The sequence below is a fragment of the Roseitalea sp. genome (assembly GCF_984466335.1).
Window position 1 is genome coordinate 1 of sequence record NZ_CFIFWG010000011.1, and the last position, 15811, is coordinate 15811.

Consider the following 15811-nt stretch of genomic DNA (forward strand, 5'->3'; position numbering starts at 1 on the left):
CAAGGCCGAGGACGGCAATGACGCCCATGTCGGCGCGCCGATGCCGGGGGTGATCTCGACGGTCTCGGTCGCCGGCGGCCAACAGGTCAAGCGCGGCGACGTGCTGGTCTCGATCGAGGCGATGAAGATGGAGACCGCGCTGCACGCCGAGCGCGACGGCACGATCGCGGACGTACTCGTCAAGGCCGGCGACCAGATCGACGCCAAGGACTTGCTGGTGATCTACGGAGCGTGATCGTTGCGAGCATCGCCAACTGCGCCTATGATATCATTGATATCAAACCATGGAGGCGCGCATGGCCGACCTTTTGATCCGGAACGTGCCCGAAAAATTGCACGCTGAATTGAAGCAGCGTGCCCAATCGAGCGGGCATAGCCTGTCCGATGAAGCCAAGGCGCTGCTGGATGGCGCCCTGCAATCGGCCGGACAGGCCGGGCCGGGTGAGCCAAAGAACGCCTTTGACGCCATGCGCGAGGCTTTCGAGGGCGCCTTTTTGACCGATGAAGAGCATGCCGATTTCATGGAAGCCATCGACGAGATGCGCCGCGAGGAGGGGCGCCCGGTGCCGGCCTTTGAATGATCGTCCTGGACACCAATGTGATTTCGGAGGTGGAGCGTCCGAAGCCGAGCGTGCATGTCCAGAATTGGCTTGAATCGCTGATGATCGAGGAATTGTGGCTTTGCGCGCCGGTCGTTGCCGAACTCGCCTTCGGTGCGCGGCGTATCGCGCTGCGGCACGGCCGGACCCGCCACGAAGACACGCTCGACCATCTTGTCACCGGCCGGTTCGCCAATCGCATCCTGCCCTTTGATGCGCCGGCGGCACTGCGCTTTGGCGCGCTGCGGGCGGATCGCCAGGCCGCCGGGCGCACCATCCCGTTCGTGGATGGCATGATCGCCGCCATCTGCCTGACCCATGGCGCAACGCTGGCCACGCGCAACCGGCGCGATTTCGAGGGGTTCGGCATCGGCCTGCTCGATCCGTTCGAGGCGATCGGCTGAGGATTGCCGGCGGACGGTTGCCGTTTATCGTAAACTGACATACCGGAATTGGCGGACGAGCAAGGCCCGGCGTGCCGTAGCCGAAGACCCGAACCGGAGAAGACCGCGCCCAGGAGAGCAAAGGCGACCATGCTGCATCCCGACAGGCTCCTTCCCGCCGACCCGGCCGTGCGCGAGATTGCGCGCGCGCTCTACCGGCAGGTCGCCGATGCGCCGCTGGTCTGCCCGCACGGCCATTGCGAGGCGTCCTGGTTCGCCGACGACATGCCCTTTCCGAACGCCACCGATCTTCTGATCACGCCCGATCATTACGTGCTGCGCATGCTGGCCAGCCAGGGCGTCTCCTACGACGCGCTCGGCGTGCCGCGCGCGGACGGCGGCCGCGCCGAGGCGGACCCGCGCGCCGTCTTTCGCCTGTTCGCCGGCCATTACCACCTGTTCGCGGGCACGCCCTCGCGGGTATGGCTCGACCATGCACTTTACGAGATCCTCGGCGTGCCCGAGCGCCTTGGCCCGGCGACCGCCGATGCGGCCTTCGACCATATCGATGCGCAGCTCGCCTCGCCGGCCTTCCGCCCGCGCGCGCTCTACGAGCGCTTCGGCATCGAGGTGCTGGCGACCACGGACAATGCGACCGACACGCTGGAGGCCCATGCCAGGCTGAAAGCGCAAGGGTTCGGCCGCATCGTCCCGACCTTCCGGCCCGACGCGCTGACCGACCCGATGCGCGACGATTTCGCGCCGGCGATGGCACGGCTCGCCGCGCAGACGGGCGAGGACGTCACGCGCTGGTCCGGCCTTTTGGCGGCGCTGCGCGCGCGCCGCGCCTTCTTTGCCGGCCTTGGGGCCACGGCCACCGATCACGGCGTCCTGGCGCCGGCGACCGCCGACCTGCCGCCGGCCGAATGCCAGGCGCTGCTCGACAAGGCGCATGCCGGCGCGATCGCTGCCGGGGACGCCGCCCTTTTCCAGGCGCAGATGCTGACCGAAATGGCGGCGATGAGCGTCGAGGACGGTCTGGTCATGCAGATCCACGCCGGAGCGCGCCGCAACTACGCGCCCTCGGTCCTTGCCCGCCACGGCCGCGACAAGGGCTACGACATCCCCGGACCCGTCGCCTGGGCCGACGGGCTCAAGCCGCTGCTCGACCGTTACGGCTTCGAGCCCGGCCTGCGGCTCGTCCTCTACACGCTCGACGAAACCGCCTATGGCCGCGAGCTGGCGCCGCTCGCCGGGGCGTTCCCGACGATCACGCTGGGCGCGCCCTGGTGGTTCTTCGACAGTCCCGAAGGCATGCGCCGCTATCGCGGCCAGGTGACGGAGACCGCCGGCTTCCACAACAGCGCGGGTTTCGTCGACGATACCCGCGCCTTCCTGTCCATTCCCGCGCGCCACGACATGGCGCGGCGCGTGGATGCGGGCTTCCTCGCCGGCCTGGTCGCCGAACACCGGATCGACATGGCCGAGGCCGAGGCACTGATCGGGGAGTTGGCGACCGGGCTGGCCCTGCGCGCCTATCGATTGCAGCCCGCGCCATAGAAGACGACAGGCCCTACGCCGATCGGCCCGGTCGCAACTTCATGTGCCGGTTGACGTCCTTGTAAAGAAGATAGCGGAACCGGCCCGGCCCGCCCGCATAGCAGGCCTGCGGACAAAAGGCGCGCAGCCACAGAAAATCGCCCGCTTCCACCTCGACCCAGTCCCGGTTCAGCCGGTAGACCGCCTTGCCTTCCAGCACGTAGAGCCCGTGCTCCATCACATGGGTTTCGGCGAACGGGATCACCGCGCCCGGCTCGAAGGTGACGATGTTCACATGCATGTCGTGGCGCATGTCGGCCGGATCGACGAAGCGCGTCGTCGCCCAGCGGCCGTCCGTGCCCGGCATCGCCACCGGAGCGAGGTCGGCTTCGCGGGTCACGAACGGTTCGGGCACGGCGATAGCATCCACCGGCTCGTAGGCCTTCCGGATCCAGTGAAACGTCGCGTTCGCCTGGCCGTGATTGCGCAGGCTCCAGCCCGTCCCCGGCGCGATGAAGGCGTAGCCGCCCGGCTCCATTGCATGCGTCTCGCCCTCCAGCGTCAGCGCGACGGTCCCGTCCGTCACGAACAGGACCGCTTCGGCGCCGGCGTCCGGCTCGGGCCGGTCCGATCCGCCGCCGGGCGCCACCTCCACGACCATCTGCGCGAAGGTTTCGGCAAAACCGGTGAGCGGCCGCGCCAGCGCCCAGGCGCGGGTCCGCTCCCAATGCGGCAGACAGGACACGACGATGTCGGTCATCACGCCGCGCGGGATCACCGCATAGGCCTCGGTGAAGACGGCGCGGCCGGTCAGCAGTTGCTCCTGACCCGGATGGCCGCCGCGCGGCGAGAAATAGGAACCTGTGTTCATGGCGATCCGCTCTTTTGACGCATGCCCTGTCGGCGCGGGCGCGTCCGCCCCGGCACGGTTCACTCGCCGTAGGGCACCCAGATGTTCTTGACCTGCGTTGCCCTTTGCAGGAATTGACGGCCCTGGCCCTGCGGGCCGGCGAAGTCGCGGGCGGCGCCGTTCTCGCACCAGGTCCGCTTGAGATTGCCCGCCGAGCGCGCCTCGGCCATGGCGATGCCGGCCTGCGAGCCGAAATACCACAGCCCGTCCACACCGTCATGGTCGGCGAGCGTCCCGGTCAGTTCGTCGCGCGTCCCGGTGACGATGTTGACCACCCCGCCGGGCACGTCGGACGTGTCGAACACCTGGTAAAGGTCGGTGGCGGCGAGCGGATGGGTTTGGCTGGGGATCGCAACGACCCGGTTGCCCATGGCGATCGCCGGCAGCACCAGCGAGACGAAGCCGGCGAGCGGAAAGGCGGTCGGGCAGGCGATGCCGACGACGCCCAGCGGCTCGTGCATGGCGAGCGTGACATGGGCACTTTTCGTCTGGTGCACCGCGCCGTCGAACTTGTCGGCCTGCGCCGCGTACCAGAAGCAGCGCCCGACGGCCGTGTCGACCTCCGCCTTCGCCTTGGCCGATGTCTGGCCGAAGCTCTTGAGCCGGTCGGCGAACTCGCCCGCGCGCGCGGCGAGGTTCTCGGCGACATAGTAGAGCACCTGCGCGCGGTTGTGGCCGGTCGCCGCGCCCCAGCCTGCCGCCTTGTGCGCCGCCTCCACCGCATCGCGAACGTCCTTGCGGTTGCCGTGGCCGGCAAGGCCCAGCGCGTCACCCTTCGGACCGGTCACCGGGTAGCAATAGCCGCCGTCGGGCCGCTTCTGCCTGCCGCCGACATAGAGCTTGGCCGTGCGGTCGATGCCGACCAGGACGCCCCCCAGCCCCGGAGCGGGTGCGACGGAAGCGGGCGCATCGTCGGCCCTTGCGGCCTTGGGCGCGGGCAGGGCGAGATATTCCATCATGCCTTCCCGGCCGCCCTCGCGGCCGAACCCGCTCTCGCGATAGCCGCCGAACCCGGCCCCGGCGTCGAAGATGTTGGTGCAGTTGACCCACACGACGCCCGCCTTGATCTCGGCGGCGATGGCAAGGCACTGATTGACGCTTTCCGACCAGATCGATGCGGCCAGCCCATAGCGCGTATTGTTGGCCAGCGCGATGGCGTCCTTCGGCGTTCGGAAACTGGTCAGCGTCGCCACGGGACCGAAGATTTCCTCGCTGGCCAGCGTCGAGGCCGGCTCGACGCCCGTCGCCAGCGTCGGCGGGTAGAAGCAGCCCTCGGGCGCGTCGCCCTGATAAAGGTCCGCGCCCTCGGCGACGCCCTTTTCCATCAATGCCTTGATGCGGGCGAGCTGCACCGGATGGACGATGGCGCCGACATCGGTGGATTTGTCCAATGGATCGCCGACCCGCAGCGCCGCCATGCGCTGTTTGAGCAGCGCGCCGAACCGCTCGGCGACTGCCTCGGCCACCAGAATGCGCGCGCCGGCGCAGCACACCTGGCCCTGGTTGAACCAGATCGCGTCGACCACGCCCTCGACGGCGGCGTCGAGATCGGCGTCGGCAAAGACGATGAAGGGCGATTTGCCACCCAGCTCCAGCGTCAGCTTCCTGCCGGTGCCGGCCGTCTCGCGGCGGATCAGCCGGCCGACTTCGGTCGAGCCGGTGAAGGCGAGCTTGTCGATATCGGAATGGGCGACCAGGGCCGCGCCGGTCTCACCGTCGCCGGTGACGATGTTGACCACCCCTTTCGGAAGGCCGATCTCGTCGCAAACCCTCGCAAAGGCCAGCGCGGTGAGCGGCGTGTATTCGGCCGGCTTGAGCACGACCGTGTTGCCGGCGGCCAAGGCCGGCGCGACCTTCCAGGACGCGATCGAGAGGGGGAAGTTCCACGGGACGATCTGCCCGCAAACGCCGACCGGTTTCGCGCCAGGGAATTCGGTCTCGACCAGTTCGGCCCAGCCGGCATGGTGGTAGAAATGGCGTGCCACCAGCGGCACGTCGATGTCGCGCGCCTCGCGGATCGGCTTGCCATTGTCGATCGATTCAAGCACCGTCAGGAACCGCGCATGCTGCTGGATGCGGCGTGCCAATGCGTAGAGCCAGCGCGCGCGCGCATGGCCCGAAAGCGCCGCCCATTTGGGTTGCGCCGCGCGGGCGGCCTTGACCGCGGCGTCCACATCGCCGGCCGAGCCTTGCGTGACCTGGGCGATCGTCGCGCCGGTCGCCGGGTTCATCACCGCGAACGTCGCGCCCGGCCCGGTGAAGCGGCCCGCGATGAAATGGCCGAACCCGGCCCTGTGCTTGGCCAGCCAGTCCTCGACGATGGCCGGGCTCTCGGGCGCCGCGCCATATTCCATGGTGTCGATCAGGTCGGCGATGGAAGTCATGTGCGTTGGTCCTTACGCGATGGCGTGGCGGTGGCCGGCGGCGTAGCGCCCGGTGACGTGATGTTCGAGCTGCCGCTCGATATCGGCCAGCATCGAGGAGGCGCCCAGCCGGAACAGGTCCGGCCGCAGCCAGTCATTGCCCATCTCCTCCTTCATCAGGATTTGCCAGGCGAGCGCGTCTTTCGCGGTCTTCATCCCGCCGGCCGGCTTGAAGCCGACCCGGTTGCCGGTCGCCATCTCATAATCGCGGATCGCCCGCACCATGACCAGGCTGACGGGCAGGGTGGCGTTGACGCCCTCCTTGCCGGTGGAGGTCTTGATGAAGTCGGCGCCCGCCTGCATCGCCACCACGGAGGCAGCATGGACGTTGCGCAGCGTTTCGAGGTCGCCGGTGGCGAGGATCGCCTTCAGATGCGCATGGCCGCACGCCTCGCGCATCCGCGCGATCTCGTCATGGAGCGCCTGCCAGTCGCGCTTGAGCACATGTTCGCGGGTGACGACGATATCGATCTCCCCGGCGCCCGCCTCGACCGCGTAACGGATCTCGGCCAGCCGGATGGCGAGCGGCGTCAGCCCGGCCGGAAAGCCGGTGGCGACCGAGGCGACCGGAATGGACGTGCCCTCAAGCGCGGCGACCGCATGGGGCACCATGGTCGGATAGACGCAGACCGCGCCCGTCGTAAGACCCATATCGGCGATGCCCAGAGCGTCGATGATGTGGGGCGCCAGCGGCCGGCGCGCCTTGGCGCACAGGCGCCGCACGCGGCCCGCGGTGTCGTCGCCGGCGAGCGTGGTCAGGTCGATGCAGCGGATCGCGTTGACCAGCCAGGCGGCCTGGTTGGCCTTCTTGACCGAGCGGCGCCCGGTCAGCGTCGCGGCGCGGCGTTCGGCCGCCGGCCGGTTGACGGCATGGCCCTCGAACATGTCCGGGGCCAGCGCGATGCCCCGGTTGCGCGCCCGGTTGTGGTCGGTGGGCGGCGGTTCGGTGCCGTTCGGCGCGGCCGCCATGTCTTCGAGCGCGTTCATAGCCGGCCCTTTCGAAAATCGACAAAGCGGTTCAACAGCACCGCGGCGACGATGATGATGCCCGTTGCGGCCATCTGGTGGAACGAGCCGAGCCCGAGCAGGTTGAAGATGTTGCGTAGCACCTGCAACAGCATGACCGCAAACACGGGTTCCGATGACGCTGCCGCGCCCGCCGAACCGGCATCGCCGCCTCCGAGCCGCGTCACGGCTCTCGACCGAGCAATCCTGTTTGAAAATCAAAGGGCCATGGGCCGGAATCGGCGTGTCATGCCAAGCCGGCGGTTCGGCCAGACGGGCCGCGCACGGGATCCAAGCGCAAATGCGCATCGGCAAGGATCGGCGGCGCGACTTCGCAAAACAAAGCCGGCGCCGCAAACAACGGCGCCGGCTCCCGACGGTGGAGGCCGTCAGCCGTGCTCAGGCGTTCCGCCAGTCTTCCAGATACTCGATGAGCCAGGCATCGACAGGGATCTCGGCGAGCGCGACCTTGGTCAGCTTGTCATAGTCGACGGGGGTCTGCGCCACCGCGTCCTTGCTCCAGCTGCACGCCGAAGCAACGGTGGCGCCGGCCAGAAGGAACGCGGCCGTCAGGGATACGGTCTTCATCCGCATGGGACAGTCTCCTCGATTGACGTCTCATAAGGGAACGTTGCCAAGCTAAGGCGAAACCGACCTCGCGCAAAGGGCGCAGATGCCCGCCAATTGTTACCGGGACGCGCAAGGGACCGGCGGCGCAACAAATGGTTAACCGTCGCGGCGATAGAGCTTGGAACGAGCGAACGCAGAGGAGCCGGTCCGACGCGATGTCCCAAGCCACCGAGATTGTCGATGCGCAGTTCGAGACGGTCGGGCGCCCGGCGGTTGCAACACTGCGGCCTTTGCCGGATGCCCCTCCGGCCCGGGGGCTGGGCCTGTTCCGGCGGTCCCGCGGAAAAACGGACAAGGGCCGCGAACCCATGCCGCTGCCCCTCTTCGCCGCGGTCGCCGCGCTGAGCGCGTGCCTTGCCTTCTACGCCGCCGGCGGTCACGCGCTGCTCGGCGCGCCGGGCACCGCCGGCCCGGCCACGGCGCAGGCGACACCGATCGCACTCGATCGCGTGGCGACCCGGGTCGACACGTCGGGCGGACGCGCCGTCCTGGTGATCCATGCCGGCCTCGTCAACCGGGGCGCGGCGACCGTCCGCGTGCCCCCCGTCGCCATCACGTTCGGCCGGGCCGGCGCAAGCGGATCGGTCACCCATACCCTCGTGCGCGGCGAACGGCTCGCGCCCGGCGAGCGCATGGCCTTTACAAGCCGCCTGCCGGCGCGCGATCATGCCGGCATCGCGCCGCATATCGCACTGGCTCCCATCCGCTGAACCATGCAGATCGTCCGAGGAAAGCGTATCGAAGTGCTCTTCCCCGCCTCGGCGATCGCCCGGCGCAATCTCGAACTCGCCAAGCAGATCGCCGAGCGCGACTATGAGGATCTGCTGGTCGTGTCGATCCTCAAGGGCTCGTTCATCTTCGCCGGCGACTTGATCCGCGCGATGCACGACGCCGGCATGTCTCCGGAGGTCGAGTTCATGATGCTGTCGGCCTATGGGGCCGGCACCCAGGCCGGCAAGGTCCGCCTGCTGCGTGACATCGACAGCGATGTCGAGGCGCGCGACGTGCTGCTGATCGACGACATTCTGGAATCGGGCACGACGCTGACCCATGCCCGCCGCATCCTGCTCGATCGCGGCGCGCGTTCGGTGGCGATCGCGGTCCTGCTGGACAAGCGCGTCCGGCGCAGCGCCGACACGCCGCTCGATGCCGATTTCATCGGATTTGAGTGCCCCGACCATTTCGTGGTCGGCTACGGCATGGATGTCGGCCATGCCTTTCGCGAACTGCCCTATGTGGGCATCGTAAGGGGGGATGCGTGACCATGGCCCACATACTGGTTGTCGATGACGATGCCTCGGTGCGCGGCTTTACGGCGCGCGCGCTGACGCTGGACGGCCATCGCGTGGATCAGGCCGACGATGGCGATCTGGCGCTCGAACGGATCGCCGCGCGGGCGGGCGGCTATGATCTTGTATTGTCGGACATCCGCATGCCCGCCATGGACGGCATCACCATGGCCAGGAACGCCGTCAGGGGCTTTCCGGATCTGCGCGTGCTTTTGATGACAGGCTACGCCGGGCAGCGCGAGCGCGCCGCCGATGTCGACAGGATCGTGGTCGATGTGGTGCCCAAGCCCTTCACCCTTGCCGAGATCCGCGGCGCGGTGAGACGGGCGTTGTCGGCCTGATACCGCTGCGGGTCCCGATCCGCCTCACGCGTGGGCGGCGGCAGGATTGTCGCGCATCAGCGCGGCGCGCAGCTTTTCGAGCGCCCGGCTTTCGATCTGCCGGACCCTCTCCTTGGAAATGCCCAGCTCCAGACCCAGCGATTCCAGCGTCGCCCCGCTCTCGGACAGGCGACGCTTGGCGATGATCCGCATCTCGCGCTCGTTGAGCACGCCCATGGCCTGCCTGAGCCAGACGGCGCGTCGTTCGGTATCGATACGCTCCTCGACCAGCTCGTCCTGAAGCGGTCGGTCGTCGACCAGGAAATCCATGCGCGTGGCGTTTGAGCCCTCATCGTCGGAAAAGGGCTGGCTCAGCGACGTGTCCGGCCCCGACAGGCGCGAATCCATCAAGGCGACGTCCTTTTCTCCAACGCCGAGCGCCTCGGCGATCTGCCGGTACATGGCCGGCTGGGAGATCGGCTCGTCCGAGCGGCTGAGCCTGGCGCGCAAGCGACGCAGATTGAAGAACAGCGCCTTCTGCGCCGACGAGGTGCCGCCGCGCACGATCGACCAGTTGCGCAAAATATAGTCCTGCATCGAGGCGCGAATCCACCAGGTGGCATAGGTCGAAAAGCGCACTTCGCGCTCCGGCTCGAACCGGGCCGCCGCTTCGAGCAGGCCGACATAACCCTCCTGGATGAGGTCGTTCATCGGAAGGCCGAAGGTGCGGAACTTCGAGGCCATCGAGATGACAAGGCGCATATGCGCGGTGGTGATCTTGTGCAGCGCCTCCTGGTCCTGCGCCTGCTTCCAGCGCACGGCGAGCGCATGCTCCTCGTCGCGCTCAAGGTAGGGGGCGTTCATGGCGATCCGCACCATGTCGCGTCGTGCCGGTTCGGACTTCATCGCGCTCTCCCTTGCACTCCGCTTCGGCCACTTCGTCAAAGGTCTACGCGCCCGATCCTCCGCCGGTTCAAACTTTCGTCCAGTTTCCCGACGCGGCCCCGCCCTGGTCGGCTACGCCATGACGGCCATCGCCCGTTCGGCGCCGGTCGCGGCACGAAAAAACCGGCGCGGAGCCCGCGCCGGTTCGTTCAAATCCCGCCATGCAGAAGGCGTCAGGCGGCCTGCTCCTGGGAACCCGCCTCATCGTTCTCGGCCTTGGCGGCGCGCTTGGGACCCATCTTGAGATTGGTCTCGATCAGCCGCACGGCCTCGGTCTCCGACACCTTCTTGACCGCGGCGATCTCGCGCGCCATGCGGTCGAGCGCGGCCTCGTAGAGCTGGCGCTCGGAATAGGACTGTTCGGGCTGGTTCTCGGCGCGATACAGGTCGCGCACGACCTCGGCGATCGAGATCAGGTCGCCCGAATTGATCTTTGCGTCATACTCCTGGGCGCGGCGCGACCACATGGTGCGCTTGATGCGGGCACGGCCCTGCAACACCTTGAGCGCACGGTCGACGAAGCCGCTTTCGGCGAGCTTGCGCATGCCGATCGACAGCGCCTTGGCGACGGGCACCTTGAGGCGCATCTTATCCTTCTGGAACTCGATGACGAACAGCTCCAGCGTATGTCCGGCCACTTCCTGTTCTTCGATGGCCGTGATCTGGCCAACGCCGTGCGCGGGGTAGACGATGTACTCGTTCGTCTTGAAACCCTGGCGCTGAGACGGTTTCTTGGGCGAAGATGCCATTCTTTTTTACTCCCTGCCGGACGATACATGTCGGGCCTTGGTTGCGGCAAATGCCGGTCATGAATGTCGTCCGCGCATGACAAGGCCGGATGCGACGGTTCCGGTCGGAGAAACCCCAACCTACACCGATCGGACCCGGCTCAAGACCTCAAGAGGGAGCACCCGCAAGGCACGGCATCGTGGCGAAAAACGACATTGTCAAACATTTAACATTTTCAAGGCGCTTTTTCAACGATCGCCGTCCGGATTGCGCCCGTTTGACGCGCGATCGAAGCGCGTGGTTAACCAAGCGCCGCCGGACGCCGCCCTGCCGCGGCCGGCGCGCGTCAGTCACCCTCTCCGGGCTCGGCGGAGAAATACGCCTCGAACTTGCCGGCCTTGCCGTCATAATCGTCGGCCTCCGGCATCGCGTCCTTCTTGATCGTGATGTTGGGCCATTTGTCGGCATATTCGGTGTTCAGCTTGAGCCAGGCGTCAAGACCGGGCTCGGTATCCGGCTTGATCGCGTCGGCCGGGCATTCCGGCTCGCAGACACCGCAATCGATGCACTCGTCGGGGTGGATGACGAGCATGTTTTCGCCTTCGTAGAAGCAATCCACCGGACAGACCTCGACGCAATCGGTGTATTTGCAGCGAATGCAATTGTCGGTCACGATATAGGTCACGGTGTCACTCCAGGTTCACACCCCGCAAAGTTGACTTAAAAGGTTCTGTTATCGCGCACAAGGCCGGGCGGGGATGAGATGGCGGCGGGCCTTTTCCGACTTTAGAACAATTCTACGGTGGTTTACCTGGCGGGCTTTCACCACGTTCGGCGGCCGGGATCAAGCCTGTCCAGGGCTCTGCGTTCCTTCTTCGTCGGCCTGCCGGCGCCCTGCTCCCTCAGAGAGGCCGGCGCATCGAGAACCGAAGCCGGCCGTTCGGGCGGCGGCGGGCTCAGGTCCTCGTAGAGCAGCCGCGCTTCGGGCACCGGGCCGCGCCGGGTCCCGCAGGCGACGATGCGGTAGACCAGCACGCGACGACCGGTGTTGATCGTCAGGACACCGCCGGCGCGCACGGGACGGCTGGGCTGGGTCGTCTTGTCGCCATCGATGCGCACGCCGCCCGAGGCGACGAGCCCGGCGGCCAGCGAGCGCGACTTGACCACACGGGCGAAGAACAGCCAGCGGTCGAGCCGCTGACGTCCGGGCGGCGCGACCCGGTTCATTTGGCGAGCCGGTCCTTGAGGGCCTGCAGCTTGGCGAAGGGAGAGTCGGGATCGGCGGCCCGCTCGCGCCCGGGCGGCCGGGACTTCACCGCGCCCGGCCCCTCCGGCGCGCGCTTGGAGCCCTTGCGCGGGCGCTTGTCCTTGTGCCGGCCCGCGCCGTCCGCAGCGCCCTTTCCGCGCCCCTTTGCGTTGCGGCCGCGCGCCTCGCTCTCGCCGCGCGGCGATGCCCGCTGGCCGGAGCGCCGGTCAGGACGGCGGCCGCCCGATCCCTGGCTCCAGACCAGGACCGTCGGCGAGCGGGCCGGCGCATCGGACGCCGGCGGGTCGCGGTCGGCCGCGCGCGCGGCGGCATCGGCCAGGGCCGGCCCGCCTTCCTGCGTGTGCGTGCCGGGCTCGGCCGAGGCCGGCGATGCGTCCGGCGGCGCCGTGCCCGGACCGGCGCCATCGGCGGTCGCATCGGAGGTCGGTTCCGCTTCATCGGCGATGGCGTCCGCGTCCGCCGGCGTTTGGGCCGCCTGCGCTTCGCCGCCGCCCGATTCGGCGTTCGCGGCGGTTTGCGGACCGGGCTCCGGCTCTGCCCGTGGTCCGTGTCCGGCGCGCAACGCGGCGAGATGAGCGTCCGCCTCGTCCGCGCCGACCGCCTCATGGCGATAGCCGAGCGCCTTGAGCACCTCGGTCATGTCGTCCGTGGTCGCGCCGAGGATCGACAGCATGGCAGGGGTGACGACGAACCTGCCGCGGCCATAGGCGCCCTCGGGCAGCGTGTCCGTGCCCGGCTTGAAGAAGATGCAGGGCCGGATCAGGTCGGCGAGCCGTTCGAGAATATCGACGCGCACCGCGCGCGGACCCAGATGCCGGTAGCCGGCCAGCTTGAAGAAGTCGCGGTCAAAGCCCTGATCGGTGACCAGCGATGTCCGCCCGCTCGCGAGCAGGCCGACCACGTCGCCATAGCCGGCCTTCTCGCGTCCATCGTGGCGGATCGCCCAAAGAAGGGTCATCAGGCCCGCCGGCGCCGGCTTGATCAGCGCCGGCACGAAGATGTGATAAAAGCCGAAGCGCGCGCCATACCGGCGCAGCGCCGCGCGGCCGTCCTGGTCGAGCGCCTTGAGATCGGAGGCGATCTCGCGGCGCTGGACGATGCCGTGGTTCTCGATCAGCCGGAACGCGATGCCGCGGGCGATGCCCGACAGTTCGTCCGCCTTGCCCAGATCCGCCAGCGGCTTCAGGTGGGTTTCGATGTGGTGGGCGACGAACCGCTCGGCGCGCGCGCGCACCCGATCGAGCGGGGCGCCGCCGAGCTGTTCGTCGGCAAAAAGGATCAGACGCGGAGAAAGCCACGCCTCGCCCGCCGCGAGCGATCCGACGGGCGCGCCCAGCCAGCGCAACAGACCGTCCATGCCGATCGCCAGATCGCCGTTCGGGCATGCCCCGAAACGCTCCGCGCGCGTCTCGAATTCGCCGGCCAGCGCCTTTTGCGCGGCCGCGCGGACGGCCTTGGCGTCCTCGCCTTGCGCGCTCTGGTCGGCGGTGAAGCGAAAACCGTCCAGCTTCCCCACATGGTGGCCCTCGACCTCGACGTCGCCGGCCGGGCTGATCTGCGCTTGCATGGTCCCGTTCTCTTTCAGGCGCTTCATGAGCACCGATGTCCTGCGGTCAACGAAGCGTTTCGTCAAGCGCTCGTGCAGCGCGTCGGAGAGTTTATCCTCCACCGCGCGCGTGCGCTCCTTCCAGTGAACCGGGTCGGCGAGCCAGCCGGGCTGATGCGACACATAGGTCCATGTCCGGATCTGCGCGATGCGGTGCGACAGCGTGTCGATCTCGCCGTCGGTGCGGTCGGCGCGCCGCACCTGCTCGGCCATGAAGGACTCGTCGACATGGCCGTGGCGCACAAGGTCAACGAAGATCGACGAGATGATGTCGGCATGCTGCGCCGGCGCGATCTTGCGATAGTCCGGAAGGGCGCACACCTCCCACAGGCGTTCGACGGTCGCCGCGCCGGTGCAAAGCCCGGCGACGTCCGCGTCGCGCGACAGGAAGTCGAGCGCGCGCTGGTCGACCGCCGGCAGTGCCCGCGTCAGGCCCGGCAGGGCTGGCACGTCGTCGAGCGACGCCTTGAGCGCGGCGATCGAGCCGAAGTCGAGCCGCCGGTTGCGCCATTGCAGGACCCGAAGCGGCGAGAATTCGTGCCCCTCGATCCGGCGGACGAGTTCGTCGTCGAGCGGGGGCACCCGCGCCGAGACGCCGAACGTGCCGTCGCGCACGTGCCGGCCGGCCCGGCCGGCGATCTGGGCCATTTCCGGCGGCGTCAGATCGCGAAAGGTGTGGCCGTCGAACTTGCGCAACTGGGCGAACGCGACATGATCGACGTCAAGGTTCAGGCCCATGCCGATCGCGTCGGTGGCGACCAGATAATCGACATCGCCGGACTGGAACAGCGCCACCTGCGCATTGCGCGTGCGCGGGCTGAGCGCGCCCATCACCACCGCCGCGCCGCCGCGCTGGCGGCGGACCAGCTCGGCGACGGCGTACACCTGGTCGGCCGAAAAGGCGACGATCGCCGACCGGCGCGGCAGCCGGGTCAGCTTGGCCGGGCCGGCATAGGCCAGATGCGACATTCTGGGTCTCGACGTGATGTCGATGCCCGGCAACAGACGGCGCAGCAAAGGTTCGATGGTCGCCGCGCCCAGCAGGAGCGTCTCTTCCCGGCCGCGCACGTTCAGGAGCCGGTCGGTGAAGATGTGGCCGCGCTCCAGATCGCCGGCAAGCTGCACCTCGTCTATGGCGAGGAAAGCCGCGCCGGTCTCGCGCGGCATCGCCTCGACCGTGCATACGGTAAAGCGCGCCCCGTCCGGAACGATCTTTTCCTCGCCGGTCACGAGCGCCACGCTCCCGGCCCCCACCTTCTCGGCCACCCGGCCATAGACCTCGCGCGCCAGAAGCCGCAGCGGCAGGCCGATCACGCCCGACGAATGGGCGACCATGCGCTCGATCGCCAGATGCGTCTTTCCGGTGTTGGTCGGGCCGAGGACGGCCGTCACGCCATGGCCGGCCGACGCCGCCGGGGCTTGACGGTCGGATGAAGGCATGAACGGCGGATCGTGGGTAAGCATGGCGGTTCTGTTCTTAGAGCCTTTCATGCTTGGATGGAATTGTTCTGCCGGAGAGGTTTTGCGGCAAGGCCGAGGAACGCCGCGCAGCGCGTAGCCCCGCTACGCGTTGCGCGTCTGTCCTGCCGGATCATCACGCAGACCGCAAAACAGAACTGTTTCCATACAAGCATGAAAGGCTCTGGTGCCGCGCAGATAGGGCGCCCGGCGGGCCGATACCATGGCAAGGGCCGCGATAAAGGTTGCAAACGGGAAAAATCCGCCCCCCGGAGACAACCTCCGGTTTGTATCCGTTAACAACCGGAACGAGTCTGGAACGAATCGCTTACGAATCGCTGACTCGCATGGGTTGCAGATTTGTTCCACACCAGATGTGGTGCCGACGCGCGGACCACATACCATAAATAGCGCGGTGGACGGCGTCATCGTGCCGTCATCGACCCGGTCGTTAACGGTTTGCCAGCATCGACGGCCGGATGCGGCGCACATACGGTAAAGGCTTGAGTTGAAACGATTTCATTTACCGTTCATTAACCATGAAACGCCGCATCCCGCCCCTTTTCGTTAAGGTTCGGAACCGGCCGGGAACGAACCGGCGACGAATCGCCGCCGGAACGGTGTTGGCGCTTTGTTCACACAATATGTTGGGGGTCGGCACGGCGCTCCGCTACAACCATGGCGATTCCCGCGCCGGCCCGGCCGCCG

General features: G+C 67.9%; 17 protein-coding genes. 7 read left to right on the top strand and 10 right to left on the bottom strand.

The features are described 5' to 3' along the window. The 4 genes from AC5E6L_RS02060 to uxaC all read left to right on the top strand — a co-directional run. On the top strand, positions 1-235 hold a 235-nt coding region (locus AC5E6L_RS02060), incomplete at its 5' end, for a biotin/lipoyl-containing protein (protein ID WP_491770933.1). 61 nt (positions 236-296) lie between these two features. Next, positions 297-581 carry a FitA-like ribbon-helix-helix domain-containing protein gene (locus AC5E6L_RS02065; RefSeq protein ID WP_491230038.1) on the top strand — a complete coding sequence of 95 codons (285 nt, stop codon included), beginning with the start codon at positions 297-299 and terminating at the stop codon, positions 579-581. Next, positions 578-1003 (top strand): type II toxin-antitoxin system VapC family toxin, encoded by a 426-nt coding sequence (locus tag AC5E6L_RS02070; RefSeq protein WP_491230039.1) that lies wholly within the window; start codon positions 578-580, stop codon positions 1001-1003. Before AC5E6L_RS02065 ends, AC5E6L_RS02070 begins: the two co-directional genes overlap by 4 nt. Before the next feature lie 129 nt (positions 1004-1132). Further along, entirely contained in the window at positions 1133-2542 is a 1410-nt protein-coding gene (gene uxaC, locus AC5E6L_RS02075) for a glucuronate isomerase (protein ID WP_491770936.1), read from the top strand. Between the two features lie 13 nt (positions 2543-2555). Here uxaC and AC5E6L_RS02080 read toward each other — a convergent pair whose 3' ends face one another. From AC5E6L_RS02080 to AC5E6L_RS02100, 5 genes are all read right to left on the bottom strand, one after another. After that, the gene (locus AC5E6L_RS02080) at positions 2556-3392 is read right to left on the bottom strand and encodes a bifunctional allantoicase/(S)-ureidoglycine aminohydrolase (RefSeq protein ID WP_491770938.1); all 837 of its coding nucleotides are present in this window, start codon (positions 3390-3392) and stop codon (positions 2556-2558) included. 59 nt (positions 3393-3451) lie between these two features. Next, entirely contained in the window at positions 3452-5815 is a 2364-nt protein-coding gene (locus AC5E6L_RS02085; RefSeq protein WP_491770940.1) for an aldehyde dehydrogenase family protein, read from the bottom strand. 12 nt (positions 5816-5827) lie between these two features. Then, positions 5828-6823, bottom strand: a complete 996-nt coding sequence (gene deoC / locus AC5E6L_RS02090) for a deoxyribose-phosphate aldolase (protein WP_491770980.1) — start codon at positions 6821-6823, stop codon at positions 5828-5830. 14 nt (positions 6824-6837) lie between these two features. Continuing rightward, positions 6838-7047, bottom strand: a complete 210-nt coding sequence (locus tag AC5E6L_RS02095; RefSeq protein ID WP_491230249.1) for a hypothetical protein — start codon at positions 7045-7047, stop codon at positions 6838-6840. Between the two features lie 211 nt (positions 7048-7258). After that, positions 7259-7453, bottom strand: coding sequence for a hypothetical protein (locus AC5E6L_RS02100; RefSeq protein ID WP_491770942.1), 195 nt, complete (start codon positions 7451-7453; stop codon positions 7259-7261). Positions 7454-7797: 344 nt separating this feature from the next. Between AC5E6L_RS02100 and AC5E6L_RS02105 the strand changes: the two genes are divergently transcribed. Genes AC5E6L_RS02105 through AC5E6L_RS02115 form a run of 3 tightly spaced genes read left to right on the top strand, consistent with a single transcriptional unit; the run spans position 7798 to position 9119 of the window. Continuing rightward, the gene (locus AC5E6L_RS02105) at positions 7798-8199 is read left to right on the top strand and encodes a hypothetical protein (protein WP_491770944.1); all 402 of its coding nucleotides are present in this window, start codon (positions 7798-7800) and stop codon (positions 8197-8199) included. Between the two features lie 3 nt (positions 8200-8202). Then, a complete protein-coding gene (gene hpt, locus AC5E6L_RS02110) occupies positions 8203-8751 on the top strand; it encodes a hypoxanthine phosphoribosyltransferase (protein ID WP_491770946.1) in 549 nt (182 codons plus the stop codon). A gap of 2 nt (positions 8752-8753) precedes the next feature. Next, entirely contained in the window at positions 8754-9119 is a 366-nt protein-coding gene (locus AC5E6L_RS02115) for a response regulator (protein ID WP_491770948.1), read from the top strand. A gap of 24 nt (positions 9120-9143) precedes the next feature. Here the strand turns inward: AC5E6L_RS02115 and AC5E6L_RS02120 are convergent, their stop codons facing one another. From AC5E6L_RS02120 to AC5E6L_RS02140, 5 genes are all read right to left on the bottom strand, one after another. After that, positions 9144-10004 carry an RNA polymerase factor sigma-32 gene (locus tag AC5E6L_RS02120; protein ID WP_491770950.1) on the bottom strand — a complete coding sequence of 287 codons (861 nt, stop codon included), beginning with the start codon at positions 10002-10004 and terminating at the stop codon, positions 9144-9146. 212 nt (positions 10005-10216) lie between these two features. Beyond that, positions 10217-10792, bottom strand: coding sequence for a CarD family transcriptional regulator (locus tag AC5E6L_RS02125; RefSeq protein WP_491230697.1), 576 nt, complete (start codon positions 10790-10792; stop codon positions 10217-10219). A 326-nt stretch (positions 10793-11118) separates the two neighbouring features. Further along, positions 11119-11457, bottom strand: a complete 339-nt coding sequence (fdxA, locus tag AC5E6L_RS02130; protein WP_491770952.1) for a ferredoxin FdxA — start codon at positions 11455-11457, stop codon at positions 11119-11121. Between the two features lie 137 nt (positions 11458-11594). Next, on the bottom strand, positions 11595-11999 hold the full coding sequence (locus AC5E6L_RS02135; RefSeq protein WP_491770954.1) for an RNA-binding S4 domain-containing protein: 405 nt from the start codon (positions 11997-11999) through the stop codon (positions 11595-11597). Next, the gene (locus AC5E6L_RS02140; RefSeq protein WP_491770956.1) at positions 11996-15085 is read right to left on the bottom strand and encodes a helicase-related protein; all 3090 of its coding nucleotides are present in this window, start codon (positions 15083-15085) and stop codon (positions 11996-11998) included. Before AC5E6L_RS02140 ends, AC5E6L_RS02135 begins: the two co-directional genes overlap by 4 nt. Between the last annotated feature and the right edge of the window lie 726 nt (positions 15086-15811).

Coding starts and splice junctions, on each gene's coding strand:
- AC5E6L_RS02135 (WP_491770954.1), bottom strand. CDS start 11,999: ATGAACCGGGTCGCGCCGCCCGGACGTCAGCGGCTCGACCGCTGGCTG.
- AC5E6L_RS02120 (WP_491770950.1), bottom strand. CDS start 10,004: ATGAAGTCCGAACCGGCACGACGCGACATGGTGCGGATCGCCATGAAC.
- uxaC (WP_491770936.1), top strand. CDS start 1,133: ATGCTGCATCCCGACAGGCTCCTTCCCGCCGACCCGGCCGTGCGCGAG.
- hpt (WP_491770946.1), top strand. CDS start 8,203: ATGCAGATCGTCCGAGGAAAGCGTATCGAAGTGCTCTTCCCCGCCTCG.
- AC5E6L_RS02115 (WP_491770948.1), top strand. CDS start 8,754: ATGGCCCACATACTGGTTGTCGATGACGATGCCTCGGTGCGCGGCTTT.
- AC5E6L_RS02125 (WP_491230697.1), bottom strand. CDS start 10,792: ATGGCATCTTCGCCCAAGAAACCGTCTCAGCGCCAGGGTTTCAAGACG.
- deoC (WP_491770980.1), bottom strand. CDS start 6,823: ATGGCGGCCGCGCCGAACGGCACCGAACCGCCGCCCACCGACCACAAC.
- AC5E6L_RS02070 (WP_491230039.1), top strand. CDS start 578: ATGATCGTCCTGGACACCAATGTGATTTCGGAGGTGGAGCGTCCGAAG.
- AC5E6L_RS02085 (WP_491770940.1), bottom strand. CDS start 5,815: ATGACTTCCATCGCCGACCTGATCGACACCATGGAATATGGCGCGGCG.
- AC5E6L_RS02080 (WP_491770938.1), bottom strand. CDS start 3,392: ATGAACACAGGTTCCTATTTCTCGCCGCGCGGCGGCCATCCGGGTCAG.
- AC5E6L_RS02140 (WP_491770956.1), bottom strand. CDS start 15,085: ATGCCTTCATCCGACCGTCAAGCCCCGGCGGCGTCGGCCGGCCATGGC.
- AC5E6L_RS02100 (WP_491770942.1), bottom strand. CDS start 7,453: ATGCGGATGAAGACCGTATCCCTGACGGCCGCGTTCCTTCTGGCCGGC.
- AC5E6L_RS02105 (WP_491770944.1), top strand. CDS start 7,798: ATGCCGCTGCCCCTCTTCGCCGCGGTCGCCGCGCTGAGCGCGTGCCTT.
- AC5E6L_RS02065 (WP_491230038.1), top strand. CDS start 297: ATGGCCGACCTTTTGATCCGGAACGTGCCCGAAAAATTGCACGCTGAA.